The 18,204-nt window shown below is 58.2% G+C and carries 15 protein-coding genes; 12 read left to right on the forward strand and 3 right to left on the reverse strand.

Translation table 11 applies throughout. The features are described from left to right. Positions 1-29 precede the first annotated feature (29 nt). The 4 genes from TU81_RS01950 (at position 30) to TU81_RS01965 (ending at position 5,251) form a co-directional block, all read left to right on the forward strand. The gene (locus TU81_RS01950; RefSeq protein ID WP_082157792.1) at positions 30-959 is read left to right on the forward strand and encodes a DMT family transporter; all 930 of its coding nucleotides are present in this window, start codon (positions 30-32) and stop codon (positions 957-959) included. Between the two features lie 430 nt (positions 960-1,389). Then, on the forward strand, positions 1,390-2,652 hold the full coding sequence (locus TU81_RS01955; protein ID WP_038983004.1) for a serine hydrolase domain-containing protein: 1,263 nt from the start codon (positions 1,390-1,392) through the stop codon (positions 2,650-2,652). 118 nt (positions 2,653-2,770) lie between these two features. Next, complete coding sequence (locus TU81_RS01960) at positions 2,771-4,108, forward strand: alginate export family protein (RefSeq protein WP_048393045.1); 1,338 nt, start codon at positions 2,771-2,773, stop codon at positions 4,106-4,108. 39 nt (positions 4,109-4,147) lie between these two features. Continuing rightward, positions 4,148-5,251 carry a polyamine ABC transporter substrate-binding protein gene (locus tag TU81_RS01965; RefSeq protein ID WP_048393047.1) on the forward strand — a complete coding sequence of 368 codons (1,104 nt, stop codon included), beginning with the start codon at positions 4,148-4,150 and terminating at the stop codon, positions 5,249-5,251. A 102-nt stretch (positions 5,252-5,353) separates the two neighbouring features. Here the strand turns inward: TU81_RS01965 and TU81_RS01970 are convergent, their stop codons facing one another. After that, on the reverse strand, positions 5,354-5,965 hold the full coding sequence (locus tag TU81_RS01970) for a TetR/AcrR family transcriptional regulator (RefSeq protein WP_048393049.1): 612 nt from the start codon (positions 5,963-5,965) through the stop codon (positions 5,354-5,356). Positions 5,966-6,324: 359 nt separating this feature from the next. Between TU81_RS01970 and TU81_RS01975 the strand changes: the two genes are divergently transcribed. From TU81_RS01975 to TU81_RS02005, 7 genes are all read left to right on the forward strand, one after another. Next, complete coding sequence (locus TU81_RS01975; protein WP_038983008.1) at positions 6,325-6,993, forward strand: GntR family transcriptional regulator; 669 nt, start codon at positions 6,325-6,327, stop codon at positions 6,991-6,993. A gap of 72 nt (positions 6,994-7,065) precedes the next feature. Then, the gene (locus tag TU81_RS01980) at positions 7,066-7,872 is read left to right on the forward strand and encodes an ABC transporter substrate-binding protein (protein WP_038983009.1); all 807 of its coding nucleotides are present in this window, start codon (positions 7,066-7,068) and stop codon (positions 7,870-7,872) included. A gap of 12 nt (positions 7,873-7,884) precedes the next feature. Continuing rightward, entirely contained in the window at positions 7,885-8,658 is a 774-nt protein-coding gene (locus TU81_RS01985) for an amino acid ABC transporter permease (protein WP_038983010.1), read from the forward strand. 2 nt (positions 8,659-8,660) lie between these two features. Beyond that, entirely contained in the window at positions 8,661-9,440 is a 780-nt protein-coding gene (locus TU81_RS01990) for an amino acid ABC transporter ATP-binding protein (protein WP_038983011.1), read from the forward strand. 83 nt (positions 9,441-9,523) lie between these two features. Beyond that, on the forward strand, positions 9,524-11,134 hold the full coding sequence (locus tag TU81_RS01995) for a gamma-glutamyltransferase family protein (RefSeq protein WP_038983012.1): 1,611 nt from the start codon (positions 9,524-9,526) through the stop codon (positions 11,132-11,134). Between the two features lie 132 nt (positions 11,135-11,266). Next, the gene (locus TU81_RS02000; RefSeq protein WP_038983013.1) at positions 11,267-11,974 is read left to right on the forward strand and encodes a TetR/AcrR family transcriptional regulator; all 708 of its coding nucleotides are present in this window, start codon (positions 11,267-11,269) and stop codon (positions 11,972-11,974) included. Then, on the forward strand, positions 11,964-12,740 hold the full coding sequence (locus tag TU81_RS02005) for a pyrroline-5-carboxylate reductase family protein (RefSeq protein WP_038983014.1): 777 nt from the start codon (positions 11,964-11,966) through the stop codon (positions 12,738-12,740). The genes TU81_RS02000 and TU81_RS02005 overlap by 11 nt, the downstream gene beginning before the upstream one ends. Before the next feature lie 45 nt (positions 12,741-12,785). Here TU81_RS02005 and TU81_RS02010 read toward each other — a convergent pair whose 3' ends face one another. Beyond that, complete coding sequence (locus tag TU81_RS02010; protein ID WP_038983015.1) at positions 12,786-14,822, reverse strand: NADH:flavin oxidoreductase; 2,037 nt, start codon at positions 14,820-14,822, stop codon at positions 12,786-12,788. A 361-nt stretch (positions 14,823-15,183) separates the two neighbouring features. Between TU81_RS02010 and TU81_RS02015 the strand changes: the two genes are divergently transcribed. Continuing rightward, positions 15,184-16,164: an isopenicillin N synthase family dioxygenase gene (locus TU81_RS02015; protein ID WP_048393051.1), complete on the forward strand. Its 981-nt coding sequence runs from the start codon at positions 15,184-15,186 to the stop codon at positions 16,162-16,164. Between the two features lie 153 nt (positions 16,165-16,317). On the opposite strand, the gene TU81_RS02020 is transcribed toward TU81_RS02015, so the two are convergent. Continuing rightward, a complete protein-coding gene (locus TU81_RS02020) occupies positions 16,318-18,177 on the reverse strand; it encodes an ABC transporter ATP-binding protein (protein WP_048393053.1) in 1,860 nt (619 codons plus the stop codon). Positions 18,178-18,204 lie beyond the last annotated feature (27 nt).

Genomic DNA, 18,204 nt, shown 5'->3' on the forward strand with positions numbered 1-18,204 from the left:
ACGCCTGTTCACACGCTAAGGAGGAGGGCATGACCGAGGTGCGATTGAAGAGCGATCAAACAAAAAACACGGCGTACTTAACTACGCCCACCGTTGCCGTTAGTCCTGGGGTCGCAAGGCCCCAACTCGGGATTTTTTTATGCCTGCTTTCAATGCTTATCTTTGCGAGCCAGGACGGACTAACCAAGGTGCTTGTCAAAGACTTCCCGGTTGCCCAACTGGTCATGATGCGCTATTGGGTGTTTGTCGTTTTTGCCCTCGGATATGCCGCCTACCAAGGTAGGGGCAAAGAGTCATTTCGCAGTAAGCACCCTTGGCTCCAAATCATTCGAGCGCTGTTAGCCGTGGGTGAAACCATACTGTTTGCAGTGGGGCTACGATATTTGGGCCTGGCCGAAATGCATGCGCTCTATGCCGTATTTCCGCTGATGGCACTGGCATTGGCGGGGGCCGTGCTTGGGGAGTTCATAGGTCTGCGGCGCTGGATTGCCGCCGCCATAGGGTTCACCGGAACACTGATCATCCTTCGACCAGGCGCGGGCGTTTTTGAACTCGCGGCGCTGATTCCCCTGGTGGCTGCTTTGGCGTTCGCGGTGTTCAACGTACTGACGCGCCGGATCAGCCAGCACGACTCCTTTGCGACGAACATGCTCTTTATGGCAGGTGTGGGTGCGCTGACGATCACATTTGCGGGGCTACCCGCCTGGGTTGCTCCGACTCTGGTCCAGGGCCTCTTGTTGGGGATCCTGTCATTGACGGGCGTAGTCGCTCAGATTCTTTTCATTCAAGCACTGAAATACGCGACCGCTTCTACCCTGCAGCCTTTCAACTATGCGCTTCTGGTGTTCGCCACTTTGATTGGGGTGATCGTCTTTGCCGAGCGCCCGGATACCTGGGTGGTTGTCGGCGCAGCGTTGGTGATTGTTGGGGGGCTGTACGCGATTAAAGCGAAGGCGTGAACAGATGGTGCAACGGAAGTGGGGGAGTGACTCCTCCGTCGCAAGTCGGGCTGATTCGATCAAAACGGCAGTGGCAGTTTCGCCGTGCGCCCCCCATCCACCACCAGTACTTGCCCGGTGATAAAGGTAGCCGTGCCCCGCAGACCCCAGGATTGGGCATCACGATCAATCGGGACGTCGTCGGTGAACCCGTAACGGTATATCGCTGAGTTGATCTCCAGCAGCGCGGGGCATGAAGTACTTCGTGCGCCGCGTTTTTTTGTGTGGAGTCCGTGCCTTTTCTGCCAAGGGATCGACTCGGGTGCTCGCAAAAGCACAGCAGCCACAAAATATGTTAATCCGAATAAATGTTTTATTGACTAAAAAATAATATCGGGTAATTATTTTCCTGCATCTGCTCTCACGCAGAGTCATTTTCAGGGTCAACCCGATGAGTCAGAACACCGTGCCTTCACTGGCCAGTCTTTACGTCGAGACTAATGGATCGTCATTCGACGCGCGCCAGGCGCCTTTGCTTATGCAGGGCTTCCCGGCAGAGCCGCAACGCCGCGTCACCTGGAACAACTGGATGCGCCCACCGTTCAACCAGTGGGGTTTCCGTAATCTGGCGCGCCTGCGTCCCTCGATTGATGTGCAGGCGGGTTCCGGGCCAGTCAGTACTTTGCAGGAAGCACCACAAGCGTTGGATGAGCTGCACTTCGACAGTGAGTGTGGCCTGAGTGTCAATGTCATCGATCACTTGGTGGCCAGTCAGACCGATGCCTTTTTGGTGATGCAAGGCGATACCGTGCTGTTCGAGCGCTACTTCAATGGTCAGCGTCCCCGGGACCGGCACATCATGTTCTCGGTGACCAAGTCACTGATCGGCACCCTCGGTGAGCAACTGGTCTGTGACGGTGTACTCAACCCAACGTTGCCCGCAGCGTATTACGTGCCTGAATTGGTGGGCAGCGCGTTTGGTGATGCCACCGTACGCCAGTTGTTCGACATGGCGGTGGGCATCGATTACAGCGAGGTCTATGACGACCCCAACTCGGAGAGTTCGCAATACGGCTATGCCTGCGGTTTTCAGCCCGCACCTGCGCAGTACGCCCAGTTCGAGTCGCTGTACCAATACCTGCCGTCTCTAAAGAAACGCGGCACCCACGGTGGCTTTTTTCATTACGTGACCGCTACCACCGAAGCCTTGGCCTGGGTCATGGAGCGCGCCTCGGGCAAGGCCTGCGATCAGTTACTGCAAGACATCTGGAGCCAGTTGGGGTGTGAGCGCGACGGCTACTTCATGGCTGACCCTTGGGGACGTAGCGTTGCCGGCGCCGGTTTCAGCGCGACCTTGCGAGACATGGCGCGATTCGGTCGGCTGCTGGCCAACGATGGCCGACATAATGGTCTGCAACTGCTATCCGCCGAGACTGTCGCACGCCTCTTCGCTGGCGCCGATCCGGCGATCTACGCCAAAGACTCCGACTTCTCGCAATGGACCCCCGGCGCTTCCTACCGCAGCCAGTGGTACGTCTTCAACGACCACAGCCAGGCGATCATGGCGGGTGGTATTCACGGCCAATACCTGTTCGTCGATAAGCCGTCCGGTGTGGTGATCGTCAAGCAGTCATCGCTGACCGACGCTGTCAGCCAGTTCGATGCTGACAGCGTGCGCATGCTGCGTGCCATCGCCGCGCAACTTAGCCACTGAAACGCCCCATAAATACAAGAAGTTTGCGTCCTGTTCGCCTGGCTCGGCCAGGTGTTGGCGGCGCTCTGCGCCGCCATTTCACTGCCCTGTAACAACAATAATCACACAGGAGCTTCATATGGTTTCGATGACGCGTTTCTCTCGAGCGCTCTTAGCGTTCGGCTTACCCCTGACTACCCACGTGGCGCTGGCGGGCTACACCTTCGAGGACGGCAACCTTAAGGGCGAGGTCAACTTCACCGCCGGCGGTGCGACCCTTTCCACTCGTAACGTCAACTTCGGCAGCGGCCGCGTCGATGTGCGCAGCGGCAAAAATGGCGGAACGAAAATCGACTGGCAGGAGTTCTACGTAAAGCCAGGTATCAAGCTGGACTATTCGCTGCAGCCTGACTTCAGTCTGCTGGCCGGCGGCTCGCTCGTGGCGGCGACCACCTTTGGCGATGGCGATGCCGGCGGCTTTACGCGCAGCTCTGATGGTGATGTGGCCGCCGAAGAACTCTATGGCGGTTTCCGGGCCGGGGAGTGGACGCTGACTGCCGGACGCCAGAACTACATGATCGGTACTGGCTTCATCGTCATGGACGGCAACCTTGACCAGCTCGACGACGGCGCCTACTGGCTTGGCCCAAGAACCGCCTTCAAGGATTCTGCGATCCTGGCCTGGGATCATGGTGCGTTGAAGGCCCAGGCTTTCAGCTTGCGTACCGACGATGATCTGGGTGACTTCCGCATGACGGGTGCCAACCTGGATTACAACCTCGACGACCAGGTGACGCTGGGTGCCATGGCGATGAAGGTCAATGCGCTGGGGCCCAAGGGCAGTACGGCCCCTCGATTCCGGGATGGGATGCTGGTGTACAACGTAAGGGCACTCAATGCCAAGGTGCCGGGGGTTTCCGCCCTGACGCTCAACGCCGAATACGGGCTGGAGAAAGGCAGCGGCGAGGGCGTCGATTACGATGCCAAGGCTTGGTATGGTCAGGCGGACTATGCCTTCAATACCTTGCCGCTGACGCCGGTCATCGGCTATCGCTACGCCAGTTTTTCCGGCGATGACAACCTCACCGACAACCGCCAGAAAGCCTGGGACCCGTTGAGCAAAGGCTTCATCGACTGGAGCACCTGGCTGGTGGGGGACATTGTCGGCAACTACCTGCTGTTCAACAGCAACGAAAACGTCCAACAGTTTTCCCTCAAGACCCACCTGAACGAAACCGTGACCCTCGGCGCGATTCACTATCAGTTCTGGCTGGACGAGAAAAACTACATGGGGGCACCCGTCAGCGATCGGCGTTTTGCCGATGAGAGTGTGGTTTTCCTCGACTGGACCCCGACGCCGTCGTTCTATACATCGCTCTCCTATAACTGGGTCAAGCCGCTGGCCGCTGCCAAGCAGGTGTTCGGCGATGATAAAAAATTCAGTGCACTCGAACTTTATTTCACCTACCGCTATTAAGTGTCGCGAGCCAACGCGGCCGCGTAGGAGTGTTTCACCATGAACAAGAATGTACGCAACACCCTGTTGTCCGTTGCGCTGTCGTTGCTGACGGCGGGCGTTTCACTGGCTGAAGAGCGCACGGTGCGGATCTATAACTGGATCGAGTACTTGCCACCGGAGATCCTCAAGAGCTTCCAGGAGGAAACCGGGATCCGTCCGATCTACGACGTGTTCGACAGCGTCGAGACGCTGGAGTCAAAATTGCTCACCGGCAACTCTGGCTATGACGTGGTCTACCCCGGCAGCGCCAACCTGAGCCACCTGATCAAGGCGGGTGCCGTCCAGCCTCTGGACCGCAGTCAGTTGCCGAACTGGCAGCATCTGGATCCGGAGTTCATGAAATCCCTGGAGACGGTGGGTGATACGGGCAACCGCTATGCTGCGCCATACCTTTGGGGCACCACGCTGATCGGCTACAACGTCGACAAGGTTCAGCAGATTCTGGGCGCCAATGTGCAGATGAATACGTGGGACATGATCTTCAAGGAAGATAACCTCGCCAAGCTAGCCAGTTGTGGTGTCGGTTTTCTCGATGCGGCCAACGAAATCGTGCCCATCGCCTTGCACTACCAGGGCCTCGATCCCAACAGCCAGAAACGCGAGGACTACCCGCAGGCTCAGGCGACGATGATGAAGATTCGTCCTTACGTTACCTACTTCAACTCGTCGCGCTATGGCATGGACCTGGCCAACGGTGACATCTGCGTCGCCGTGGGCTGGTCGGGAGGCATGGCGCTGGCCAAACAACTGGCCGATGCCGCCGGCAAGGGTGTCCGGGTGGAAATGGCGTTGCCCAAGGAAGGTGCGCCGATGTGGTCAGACGTGATGATGGTGCCGACTAACGCCCCCCACACCAAGGAGGCCCACGAGTTCATCAACTACATCCTGCGCCCGGATGTGATCGCCCGGATCAGCAACAAGATCGGTTACCCCAACCCGAACAAGGATGCCACCGCGCTGGTGAACGCCGACATCCGTAATAACCCCAACATGTATGTGCCGGACGAAGCGCGCAAAACCCTGTTCGCTTTGCAGCCCATGCCGCCAGCCGTGGAGCGGATCCGCACTCGCACCTGGACCAGCATCAAGACCAATCGCTGATCATCGTGGCCCGGCGCTTTTTGTGCCGGGCTCGACAGGAATCTTCGGAGCTGCGCCAACCTGTAACGTGTGCTGACTCTGCGCGTCGATGGGGCGCTTTTCTCAGGCCCGCATACCGTAAAAGAGCAGCTCGGTGATATGACGAACCTGAGCGGAATGCGACTCGATATCCGGCTGCTCCTGGTTGACCAGCCTGAACAACTGCAGGTGTGAGTAGTCGTTCAACAAAAAGGCGGCCAGGTCTACGTCGAGGTCGGCGCGGAGTTTGCCGGCCTGCTGCAACTCTCTGAGCAATCCGCTGATTTCAGCCCTGAGCGCATCGTTCATGGCGCGATAGCCTTCGGGCAGCCCTTTGTCGCCGCCAAACAGGATCAATGGCAGCAGTTCCCGCCAGAGGCTGGGGTGCATGACTTCCAGGGCGTAACCGGTCAGCAAGCGTTCCAGATAGCACAGAGTGTCGACTGGATCCTCCATTTCAGGGATCTGACTGCGGGTGTCCTTGAGTGCACGCTGGTCGGCGTCGTGCAGGATTTCCAGGATGATTTCCTGCTTGTTGCCGAAGTACTTGAACACGGTGGGCGCCGACACCCCAGCCTGGTTGGCGATCTGTTCGATGGTGGTGTTCTGAAAACCCTGACGCTCAAACAGTTCGATGGCTGCCTTGCTGATGGCTTGGCGTCGTTCGACTTTCTGACGTTCACGTAGTCCGCTCACGGGAGATCCTGTCGCTATGAAAAAGGAGGGGCGGATGTCGCCCAATCATCCATGCAAAATACTTAATCGAGTAAAACTTTTAAAGCGCTAATTTCTGTAGTGCGTTCTTTCGTGGTACGAAAACTTTGGAGAACATTCGGTGAAATTATTTGTTACCTGGATACCGTTTTTCCCCTGTTTGGGGCGCGCTGGGCCATTTCGTAGCACTCGGTGAGTACTACGCCGATCTCAAGATCATCGGTTTTTGAATCGAAACTCCTTCCTGATTAATAACTTGAGGCAGTTCCAAACAGACTGGCACGGATTCTGCTTTTTTGAATATATGGATAATTGGATACAAAACTGCAAAAGGTGACTTTATGCAATTCGCTCCCACCTATGTTGAACGTCAGCCCCTGACTGCCGAGGAGGAGGCTTATAACTTTCTGCTGGAAGCGATCTGTGGGGGCCGTTATCGCAAAGGCGACCGGCTGATCGCTGAGGACATTGCCAGCGAAATCGGCATGAGCCGAATGCCGGTGCGCGAAGCCTTTCGCCGTCTCGATGCTCAAGGCCTGGTGACATTGCGGCCTAACCGCGGGGCCATTGTCAGTGGTCTGGATTTCGACGAACTGCATGAGGTTTTCGAGATGCGCAGCGCCCTCGAGGGCCTGGCCATCCGCGTAGCCGTGGCCAAGATCGGTGAGCGTCAGCTGGCGGCGCTGGAACGCATGTTGGATGAAATGGATGACTACCGCGACGAAAGCGCCGAGTGGGTCAGGCTTCATCGTGCCTTCCATGAATACCTGTGCAGCCTCAGCGGCCGTCCTCGGTTGATGAAGCAGATCTCGGCGCTGTATTCGCTGATCGAAGCGCCTATGCGCCTGTGGTTGCAACACAGCGAAAAACCCCTGAGCGCTCGCCAGGAGCACGCGGTGATCCTTGACGCCATCCGCTCAGGTGATGCCGACCGGGCCGAGGCCGTGGTGCGCGAGCACATCGAGGGCACAGTGCCGGCGCTGACCCAGTTTCTGCAATCGGAAAAATAGAATCGGGCTCGAGCCCGACCGTGTTTTGACTTTGAGTACTGCCCCGTTACTAAACAACTGGAGTGTCTCGTCATGCATAAACGCCGTGTGTTGCTCGCTGCTGTATCCCTGGGACTCTGCGCACAGTGGGCGGTCGCCACGCCCCAGGTGCCGGAGCGACTGCAAAAGGCCGACAAACTCACGTATTGCTCGGGCATGGATTCACCGCCCTTGGTGTCTTTCGATGAGGCGCAAAAACCCAGGGGCCTGACGGTCGATCTGGGGCTGGAAATCGCCAAGCGCCTGGGGGACAAACCGGTGCAATGGCGGGTCATTCCGTTCTCCGGGTTGCTGCCGGCACTGCTCGCCCAGCAGTGCGACATGATCGTTGATCAGCTGTTCGACAAGCCCGAACGGCGGGAGGTGATCGACATCGTCAACTACATGTATTCCAGCCAGTCAGTGGTAGTCCCCAAAGGCAATCCCAAGGGCATCAAGACCCTCGATGGACTGTCCGGGCACAAGGTGGCAGTACTCAACGGCTCAACGATCAAAACCTTACTGGACGCCGAGAACGAAAAGCTGACCAAGGCTGGCAAGACGCCGATGAAACTGGTGGTTTACAACAGCGACACGGACGCCTTTCAGGCGCTGCGCATCAGTCAAGTGGACGCCTACGGCACTACCGTGGAAACCGCTGGTTACTACGCAACTATGGCGCCCGATATGTTTGAGGAAGGGGTGCCGGCCTTCAGCCGGATTCTGACCGGTCTAGGGATTCGCAAGGATGATCCGCAGCTCACCGCGGCGGTACAACAGGTCATCAGTGACATGCGCAGCGACGGCAGTTACGTGCAGTTGCTGAGCAAATGGCATGTTTCCAGCGACACACTCGACTGAGGCGAACGCTCGATGAACTTCAATTGGGATGTGTTCTGGCAATACCTGTTGCAGCCCAGCGGGGTGTACCTCACCGGACTCTGGCTGACCTGTCTGATCAGTGTGCTGGCGATGGCGCTGGGCTGTGTACTGGGGTTGGCGGCGGCGTTGATGCGTCTTTCGCACAACCCGTTACTCAACCTGCCGGTGCGTTTTTACGTGTGGCTGATGCGCGGTACGCCGCTGTTGGTGCAGATCGTCTTTCTATACACCGCATTGGCAGCCGGCGGGATCTTCCGCTTCGAAGACGTGGAACTGTTTGGTTTGGTGGTGCCGGGCAACATCCAGGCCGCGATCATCGCCCTGGGCCTGAACGAAGGCGCCTACATGGCCGAGATTATCCGTGCGGGGATCGGCGCCGTGGACAAGGGGCAGTACGAGGCCGGGCGTTCGCTGGGCATGACCTTCGCCAAACTGATGCGGCGAATCGTTCTGCCTCAGGCGTTCCGGGTCATCGTTCCGCCGTTGGGCAACGAGTTCAACGTGATGCTCAAGAATACGACCCTGGTCAGTGTGATTGGCGTGCAGGAGTTATTGCTGAGTACGCAAATGGTCACGTCGGCGACATTCCGGGTATTTGAACTGTATCTGGTGGTGGCGATTTATTTCCTGCTGCTGACTACCCTCTGGGGTTTCTTCCAGCGTTGGTTGGAAGCGCGTTTCGGACAGTCCGATCGACCCGTGCCGCCGGCGGCTGGCAGCCGCATGTTCGGCCGCGGCACGCTCAAATTGCTGAGGGGGCGTTAAGCATGGCGCACAAAAGTGAAGAACTGATCATCGAGGCCCTGGACATTCACAAGTCCTTTGGTGACCTGGAGATTCTCAAAGGGATTTCCTTGCAGGTGCGGCGCGGTGAAGTGGTGGTATTGATCGGCGCCTCGGGTTCGGGCAAGACCACCTTTATCCGCTGCATCAATCTGCTGGAGGACATTCAGGGCGGGCGCATTCGCGTCAACGGCCGTGCCATGGGGTATCGCGAGCGCGCCGACGGCAGCCTGGTGCGCGACTCCGAGCGCAACATCGCTCGCCAGCGTAGGGACATCGGCATGGTCTTCCAGCGTTTCAATCTGTTCCCCCACATGACCGCGCTGGAAAACATCATTGAGGCACCGATCCAGGTGCTGGGTGTGCCGCGCGCCGCAGCCTTGGAACAGGCCCGGGCATTGCTCGCCCGGGTCGGTCTGGCGGACAAAGCCATGCATTACCCGTCGATGTTGTCTGGTGGACAGCAGCAGCGCGTGGCAATCGCCCGGGCGCTGGCGATGAAGCCTCAGGCCATGTTGTTCGACGAGCCCACCAGCGCCCTCGATCCGGAAACCGTCGGCGAGGTGCTGCAGGTGATGAAGCAGTTGGCCGATGACGGCATGACCATGGTGGTGGTCACCCATGAAATGGGTTTTGCCCGAGAAGTCGCTGACCGCGTGGTGGTCCTCGATCAGGGCGAATTGATCGAACAGGGGCCGCCGGAGCAGATCTTCAGTCGCCCGACACACCCGCGAACCCAAGCCTTTCTCAGCCGCGTGCTGTGACCTTCTCAGTCGGGTCGTTTTTCACCCGGCAATGGAACCGGACACCTGCGACCAATGAATCTTTGTTTGGAAGAACTTTTGCCATGTTGAAATTTTCTGCCCACGAGTATCCCTATCCGTCGCAACGTCAGAGTGTGTTTGCCCGCCGCGGCATGGTCGCGGCTTCCCAGCCACTGGCCGCCGAAGCTGGCATCGAGATCATGCGCAACGGCGGTAATGCCATTGATGCAGCGATCGCCACGGCGGCAGCGCTTACTGTGGTGGAACCCACCGGCTGCGGCTTGGGCGGTGACGCCTTTGCCCTGGTCTGGAGCAAAGGCCAATTGCACGGACTCAACGGCAACGGCCACGCACCGGCGGCACTGACGATCGATGCCGTCAAAGCGAGTGGTCACGAGCAGATGCCGCTTTATGGCTGGACGCCGGTCACGGTGCCGGGTTGCCCTTCGGCCTGGGCGGAGCTGTCCAGACGTTTCGGCAAGCTGCCCTTTGCCGAACTGCTGCAGCCTGCCATCAGTCTGGCCCGGGATGGCTTTCCACTGTCACCGGTGGTCGCCCAACAATGGCAGACTGCTCTGGATGAATTCAGCTCCCATCGAGACCCAGTGCTCGACGTCTGGTTCGACACGTTCCTGATTGATGGCCGTGCGCCCAAGGCCGGTGAATTATTCCGCAACCCGGCGCAAGCCCGAACGCTGGAAGAACTGGCGGACAGCGCTTGCGAAAGCCTCTATCGCGGCGATCTCGCTCAGCGTCTGGATGCCCATTCTCGCGCCACCGGCGGCTACTTGCGAGCCAGCGACCTGCAGGATTATCGCGCCCAATGGGTGGACCCGATCAGCATCAACTACCGCGGCTACGATGTGTGGGAAATTCCCCCAAGCGGGCAGGGATTGGTGGCCCTGATGACCCTGAAAATCCTTGAGGGCTTTGACTTCGATCACCGAGACAGCCAGCAGACATGGCATCGTCAGTTGGAAGCCATGAAGCTGGCCTACAGCGACGGCCTGCATTACATCACCGATCCGCTGCACATGCGTGTGGCCGTGGCTGACCTTCTCAGCGATGCCTATAGCAGCCAACGTCGCGAACAGATCACCGATCAGGCGCGTGAACCCAATCCGGGCGATCCCCACGCCAGCGGTACGGTGTATCTGGCCACGGCGGATGCGGAGGGCAATATGGTGTCCTTCATCCAGAGCAACTACCACGGTTTTGGCTCCGGTGTGGTACTGCCAGACAGCGGCATCGCCTTGCAGAACCGCGGACAGGAATTCAGTCTCGACCCTGACCACGCCAACTGCCTGGCACCGGGCAAAAAAACCTTTCACACCATCATTCCCGGTTTCATCAGTAAAGGTGACGCACCGGTGGGACCGTTCGGCGTCATGGGTGGCTACATGCAGCCCCAAGGCCATGTGCAGATGGTTATGAATCTGGTGGATTTTGGCCTCAACCCCCAAGCCGCGCTGGACGCTCCGCGGTGGCAATGGTTGGGCGATCTGAAGGTCGGCATCGAACACGGGGCGTCTCGGGACTTGGCCGCTTCGCTGGCACGGCGCGGACACCAGATTCAGGTTGATTGCGACCTGATCAACTATGGCCGAGGGCAGATCATCATCCGTGACCCGGACACCGGTGTGCTGTGCGGCGGCACCGAGCCGCGAGCCGATTCCCATATCGCCGTTTGGTAGCCGTCAGTTCGGCTGCTCGAAAACAGTTTCCCATCGAAGCGTCTCGAAAATGTACGTTTATGTACATGCCGTGTACGCCACAGATCCTGAGGTGTACAGTGGGGAAGAATTTTTAATAAAGGTACAACCCGAATGTCACAGACAGGAAGGGCGAAAACCAAAGCGCAGGACGCAGGCTGGCGAGGCTCCGTAGATGGTTGGCTGGACGCCGCCTACGATGCTCTTAAAGAGTCGGGTGTGGATGCTGTGCGGGTGATGCCGCTGGCCAAACGCTTGAATTTGTCTCGTACCAGCTTCTACTGGTTCTATGAGGATCGGGAGCAGCTGCTCGCGGCACTCTTGGCTCGATGGCGGGACAAGAACACCGGCGGTATGGTCAGCCAATGTGAGAGTTACGCAGAGAGTATTTCCGAAGCGATTCTCAACGTCTTCGAGTGTTGGGTGAACCCTGAGCTGTTCGACTCGCAATTCGAATTTGCCGTGCGCAGTTGGGCGCTGCAATCGGACGAGGTCACGGCTGAAATCGCTCTGGCCGATGAGGCGCGGATGAATGCCCTGGCTGCCATGTTCCGACGGTTTGGCTACGACGCAGAGGGGGCCGATGTTCGGGCCAGGACGATCTACCTCACGCAAATCGGCTACATCTCCATGAAAACCAATGAAGATATCGTCGTTCGATTTCGACGGATTCCTCAGTACGTGAGCGTGTTTACCGGCAAGGTACCGAAGCGGCGCGAGCTGGACCGCTTTTATGGAAAGTTCGGCTACGCAGAAAAAGAGCCCGGCGTTTTCGTTCCTTTGGTTGATACCTTCGAGGAGTCCACTGCCGATGGAGAATAGAACTCTGGGCATCATTGGGGGCACCGGCTGGCTCGGGCGCGCAATCGCCGAGGCGGCGCTCGATAGCGGGTTCATCGGGCCTGACCGTTTGTTGATCTCGAACCGCTCCGGCGTCAGCACCTTCGAGCCTGGCGTGAGACTGCTGGCCGACAACCAACAGTTGGTGGACCTCAGCGATATTGTCGTGCTGTCTATCCGGCCGGAGCAGTTTCGCGAACTGCTGATCAACGCCCGCGGCAAGGTAGTGATTTCTCTGATGGCCGGCGTTCCGGCGGCAGCCATCAGCGCGGCAACCGGTGCGGATGTAATAGTGCGGGCCATGCCGAATGCGGCCGTGGAAATCAGGCAGTCGTTCACGCCCTGGTACAGTGTCGGAAAGCTAGTTGAACACGACCGCCAGTGGGTGCAGCGGCTGTTCGAGTGCGTAGGTTCGGCGGACGAAGTGCCTGAAGAAGACTGTATTGATTACCTCAGCGCGTTGTCCGGGACTGGGCCGGCCTTCCCGGCAATGTTGCAAATGGCACTGACTAATCAGGCGGTGGCTGCGGGAATTCCTCTTGTCATCGCGCAGCGTGCTGCACAAGGCGTGGTGGTGGGGGGCGGCCAGATGCTTGCCAGTCGCGATCCGCGGCAAATGATTGAGTCGTTGATGGCTTACCGTGGCGTGACGGCAGCAGCGCTGCAGTCGATGGCCGATCAGAACATCGAGTCGATTGTGGGGCGGGCGGTGCAGGCAGGCGCTGAAATTGCCCGCAAAGGCATGTAGCCGAAGAGATAGGCAATGAAGGCCCTTTGAAGGGCCTTCATGGCTTCAGATTTCTTTCACCAGGCGCAAAGCGTCATAGATGGCCGCGTGGGTATTACGGGCCGACACCGCATCGCCGATCCGGAACAGCTGGAAGCGTCCTTCGGGGTTGGTGACGATGTTCTGCGCCGTACCGGCGATCAGGTCATGCTGCTCTACCGCGCCGCCATTGGTGGAGAGAGGACGCAGGTCGAAGTACAAGTCGTCCAGGGGAAGGGTGCCGTGATTGACGACCACCTGATCGACCACGCGCTGCTTGTGGACCTGTCCGTAATCACTGCCAAAGGTTGCAACGAGCCCGCCATCACGTTTTTCCACGGTATCGACCCGGTAGGTGACGGTGAAGGTGACGTCCAGGTCCTGCAGGCTGCGCATGTAGGGCACCAGGTTCATGGCCATGACTTCAGGTGCAAACGAGCGGTCAGGTGTGACGATCTCCACGGTCGCACCGCTTTGCGCGATGACCTCGGCAGCCTGCAGGGCGGCATGATCCCCAGCATCGTCGAAGATCAGTACGTTGCGACCGGGCTTGATGTCACCGGAAATGATGTCCCAGGTTGAAACCACGAGTTCGTTGCCTTCGCGGAGCACCTCGGTATCAGGGAGGCCGCCGGTCGCAACGATGACCACGTCAGGCTCGAAGGCTTGCACGGTGTCAGCTTCGGCCCAGGTGTTGAAGTGAAACTTCACCCCGAGCCGTTCGCATTGCGCCATGCGCCAATCAATGATGCTGATCATCTCGCGACGACGCTCGCTCAGCGCAGTCAGACGAATCTGCCCGCCAGGTTGGTCAGCCGCCTCAAGCACCGTTACATCATGGCCGCGCTCACCGGCGACCCGCGCCGCTTCCAGCCCGGCAGGGCCGGTACCGACCACCAGCACCTTGCGCTTGACGGCGGCTTTGGGGATGTCATGGGGCATGGTGGTTTCGCGGCCGGTCGCCGCGTTGTGAATGCAGTAGGCCGCGCCGCCCTGGTAGATGCGATCCAGGCAATAGTTGGCGCCCACGCACGGGCGAATGTCTTCTTCGCGCTTCTCGATGATTTTGCGCACGATGTGCGGATCGGTCATGTGCGCACGGGTCATGCCCACCATGTCCACTTTGCCCGAGGCGATCGCGTAGCGCGCGGTGGCGACATCGGGAATCTTCGCAGCGTGGAAGGTCGGGAAGCCTGTTGCCGAACGGATCTCGCCAGCGAAGTCGAGGTGGGGTGAGTTGCGCATACCCTGAATCGGGATGACATCGGTCAGCCCCGCATCCGTATCGATGTGGCCGCGCACGACGTTCAGGAAGTCGACCAGTCCGCTGTCCTTGAGCATGTGAGAAATCTGCATGCCCTCGCTGGCAGTGAAGCCCCCGGGTAATTCTTCGTCACCGGTGTAGCGAACCCCGAGCAGAAAATCTTCTCCGACCCGCTGGCGGATGCCACGCAGGATGTCGAAGGTAAAGCGCATGCGGTTTTCCAGCGAGCCGCCGTAAGGGCCGTCGAGGTCATTGGTCAGCGGCGACCAGAACTGGTCCATCAAGTGCCCGTAGGCCTGAAGCTCCAGACCATCGAGACCTGCCGCCTTCATGCGTTCCGCGGCGTCCACATAGTCCTTGATGATCCGCTCAATGTCCCATTCCTCCATTTTCTTCGGGAAGGAGCGGTGCGAAGCCTCGCGACGGTGTGACGGCGACACCACCGGTAACCAATCGGCCTTGTCCCAGCGGGTGCGACGGCCCAGGTGAGTCAACTGGATCATCACTGCCGCGCCATGTTCGTGGCACTCATCGGTCAGGTCCTTCAACCAACCGACCACTTCGTCCTTGTAGGCCAGCACGTTGTTGAACACCGGCGGGCTGTCTCGGGAAACGGCAGCGGAACCGGCAGTCATAGTCAGTGCGACACCGGCTTTGGCGCGCTCCACGTGGTAGGCGCGGTAGAGATCCTTGGGCATGCCGTCCACAGGGTAGGCCGGTTCATGGGAGGTGGTCATGATCCGGTTTCTGAGGGTCAGATTCTTGATTTTATAGGGTTGCAGCAAGGGATCGCTGGACATCGTGGTGCGCTCCAAAGTGGGCTTCATCAGACTCGATGACTTAAAATTAGGATAAATGTACACCTGTGTCAACGGCTGATGACATAGGTGTACATTTTGCTTGCATGCCAGAAAATCCAGGATTAACATCCGTCAAAACCCGGGCTGATTTGATTCGTACGCGCCTGGTTGCCATCGCATTGAGCGGTCAGTGCCCGCGGAGTGATGAACGTGCGCGCAGCGGCAAACCGCACTCGTTGAGGCGGACGTAAAAGTGGGTGTTATAGGTGACGGTTCAGGTGTGATTCAGTGGAATTGAAGAGGGCACAGTCGTGCTTTCCAAATTTTCTGCCTTATTGATATTTCGGAAAGGAGAGCATAGGTGACAGAGTTATTTGATATTCGTCTGGCTAGCAAACAAACAGCGTTCACTGAAATTCCAGTCATAGATATATCGCTGCTCATAAACGGCGAAAATCCGCTGAGTGTGGCAAGCCAAATAGGTGACGCATGCGAAAAGGTGGGTTTTTTTTATATAAAAAACCATGGCATTGACCAGCAGTTAATAGATGAGATGTATGCGCTTACCAAAAGCTTTTTCAAGCTTCCTTTTGAGGAGAAGAACAAGCTTAATGTCGTGAATTCCGGGCTCACGCTACGTGGCTATATTCCGATGTACGCGGAAAACGTAGACCCTGCTAATACCCGAGATTTCAAAGAGTGTTTTGATTGCGGAGCTCATTACGATGAGGTCTCTCCATTTTTTGGTCCTAATCAAATGCCGTCTGTACTGCCGCAATTTGAGAAGGTTGCCGAAGATTACCATTCCTCTGTGTTGGCGCTCGCGCGAATGCTTATTGGCGGGATCGCGCTGAGTTTGGGTTTACCACAAGATTACTTTGAGCATCTTCAGCGCAAGCCCATCACTATTCAGCGAATTTTGCGTTACCCGCCCCAGATCGGAAGGGTTTCTCAAGAGGAGATTGGTATTGGGGCGCACACGGACTACGGTTTCTTGACTGTCCTGTCTCAAGACGCAGTTGGCGGTTTGCAAGTCAGGAACCGTGCAGGGGAGTGGGTTACCGCCCCACCCGTTGAGGGCACTTTTATCGTCAACATTGGTGATCTGGTTCAAACCCTCACCAACGATCGCTACACCTCGACAATGCATCGCGTCATAAATACCAGCGGCCTGGAGCGTTATTCAATACCGTTCTTTATTGATTTGGATTTCGATGCGCTAGTTGAGCCCGTGCCAACCTGCGTGAGTGAGGCTCTACCCGCAAAGTATGAAGCGTACACTTGTGGCAAACACAAATTTAAGCGTTTCGTAGATAGCTATGCGCATCTGAAAGGCGAATAGGGAGTTTTCAATGTGCATCCTATACATGGCCGACCCTGCCGATGCGCAGAAATGGCGAGATTGCCTGTCCCTTTTTACCAATCCCCCGATGTCATGAAGAGGAGAAAACGACCCAAAGCAGACACTTGCTGATCATCCCCGGGTCGTTCACGCTCATACCTGATCCATAGCCTCGGTCACCCCCCGATCCTCACCCAGGAACCCGCCACTCTGATGGTGCCACAGCCGCGCATAGATGCCGTTCCTGGCGAGCAATTCGGTGTGGGTGCCCTGTTCGATGATGCGTCCATCGTCCATGACAATAAGTCGATCCATCGCCGCAATCGTGGACAGTCGATGGGCGATGGCGATGACGGTTTTGCCCTCCATCATTTCATCGAGGCTTTCCTGAATGGCCACTTCGACTTCCGAATCCAGCGCGCTGGTAGCCTCGTCAAGTAGCAGGATCGGGGCGTTCTTGAGCATCACTCGGGCAATCGCGACGCGCTGGCGCTGGCCGCCCGAAAGCTTGATGCCGCGCTCGCCCACCAAGGTGTCGTAGCCGGTGCGCCCTTGCCGGTCGCTCAGTTGGCTGATGAACTCATCGGCCTGGGCATTGGCCGCGGCGCTGCGGATTTGCGCGTCGGTCGCGCCGGGACGGCCGTAGGCGATGTTGTCGCGAATGGAGCGGTGCAGCAGGGAAGTGTCTTGGGTGACCATGCCGATGGCGCCGCGCAGGCTGTCTTGCGTCACGTGCGCAATGTCTTGCCCGTCAATGCGAATCTGCCCGCTGTCGACGTCATAGAAGCGCAGCAGCAAGTTGATGAGCGTGGATTTGCCCGCGCCGGAGCGGCCCACCAGGCCGATTTTTTCGCCCGGACGAATGTTCAGGCTCAGGCCATCGAGCACTTGGCGTTCGCCATTGTAGTTGAAGCTCACGTTGTCGAAGGTTACCGCCCCGCCGGAGGTCACCAGCACGCCCGCGTCCGGCGCATCCTGCACCTTGGGGCCGCGGGTAAGGGTTGCCATGCCATCCTGCACGGTGCCGATGCTCTCGAACAGCGAGGTCATTTGCCACATGATCCAGTGCGACATGCCATTGATACGCAACGCCATGGCGGTGATTGCCGCCACAGCGCCTGCGCCGACCTCACCCTGGTGCCATAGCCACAGCGCATAACCACCTGCTGCCATGATCAACGCCACCACCAATGCCTGGTTGACGATCTCGAACTGGCTGACCAGGCGCATCTGACGGAAGCCGGTTTGCTTGAAGTCCTCCATCGCAGCACGTGCGAAGTGCGCTTCTCGATTGGAGTGGGAAAACAGCTTCACCGTAGTGATGTTGGTGTAGGCGTCCGAGATACGCCCGGTCATCATCGACCGCGCATTGGCCTGTTCCTGTCCGACTTTCCCCAAGCGGGGGACGAAGTACAGCATGGCCAGCCCGAACAACACGATCCAGGCAACGAAAGGCAGCATCAGTTTCAGTGCGAAGCCGCCGGCCAGTGCGATGATCGCGATGAAATACACCCCGATTCCGGGTGCGATCTCGATAAGGGTGAACAGCACGTCGCGCACGGCCAGCGCAGTCTGCATCACCTTGGTGGTGACCCGGCCGGAGAACTCATCGGAAAAGAACGAAAGGCTTTGCCGCAGCATCAGGCGGTGGAAGTCCCAACGCAATCGCAACGGCAGATTGATCGCCAATATCTGGTGCTGCACCATGGTACGCAACGCCACCAGCCCGATGCTGGCCAGCATTACGATGCCCATGCCCCACAACACGCGACTTTCCTGCGCCGCCGCATCACCACCAGCCTGCCAGGTCGAGAGCAGATCCACGACCTGACCAAGGAAAGAAAACAGCCAGGCTTCGTAGATCGACACTCCGGCACTGAGCAGCGCAAACGCAAGAATATAGCCGCGGGCGCCCCGTGTGCACGCCCAAAGGAACCGAGCCAGGCCTTCGGGGGGCGGTGGTACCTCGTCGGGCGGGAAGGGGTCGAGTCTTTGTTCAAATACGCGAAGCATGGTGGTCTCCGAAACGATCAAGTTAAG

Origin of the sequence: Pseudomonas lini (assembly GCF_001042905.1) — a bacterium.
GTDB lineage: Bacteria > Pseudomonadota > Gammaproteobacteria > Pseudomonadales > Pseudomonadaceae > Aquipseudomonas > Aquipseudomonas lini.

Coding starts and splice junctions, on each gene's coding strand:
- TU81_RS01950 (WP_082157792.1), top strand. CDS start 30: ATGACCGAGGTGCGATTGAAGAGCGATCAAACAAAAAACACGGCGTAC.
- TU81_RS02020 (WP_048393053.1), bottom strand. CDS start 18,177: ATGCTTCGCGTATTTGAACAAAGACTCGACCCCTTCCCGCCCGACGAG.
- TU81_RS02000 (WP_038983013.1), top strand. CDS start 11,267: ATGTCACAGACAGGAAGGGCGAAAACCAAAGCGCAGGACGCAGGCTGG.
- TU81_RS02010 (WP_038983015.1), bottom strand. CDS start 14,822: ATGTCCAGCGATCCCTTGCTGCAACCCTATAAAATCAAGAATCTGACC.
- TU81_RS01990 (WP_038983011.1), top strand. CDS start 8,661: ATGGCGCACAAAAGTGAAGAACTGATCATCGAGGCCCTGGACATTCAC.
- TU81_RS01995 (WP_038983012.1), top strand. CDS start 9,524: ATGTTGAAATTTTCTGCCCACGAGTATCCCTATCCGTCGCAACGTCAG.
- TU81_RS01965 (WP_048393047.1), top strand. CDS start 4,148: ATGAACAAGAATGTACGCAACACCCTGTTGTCCGTTGCGCTGTCGTTG.
- TU81_RS01960 (WP_048393045.1), top strand. CDS start 2,771: ATGGTTTCGATGACGCGTTTCTCTCGAGCGCTCTTAGCGTTCGGCTTA.
- TU81_RS02005 (WP_038983014.1), top strand. CDS start 11,964: ATGGAGAATAGAACTCTGGGCATCATTGGGGGCACCGGCTGGCTCGGG.
- TU81_RS01980 (WP_038983009.1), top strand. CDS start 7,066: ATGCATAAACGCCGTGTGTTGCTCGCTGCTGTATCCCTGGGACTCTGC.
- TU81_RS01955 (WP_038983004.1), top strand. CDS start 1,390: ATGAGTCAGAACACCGTGCCTTCACTGGCCAGTCTTTACGTCGAGACT.
- TU81_RS01985 (WP_038983010.1), top strand. CDS start 7,885: ATGAACTTCAATTGGGATGTGTTCTGGCAATACCTGTTGCAGCCCAGC.
- TU81_RS01975 (WP_038983008.1), top strand. CDS start 6,325: ATGCAATTCGCTCCCACCTATGTTGAACGTCAGCCCCTGACTGCCGAG.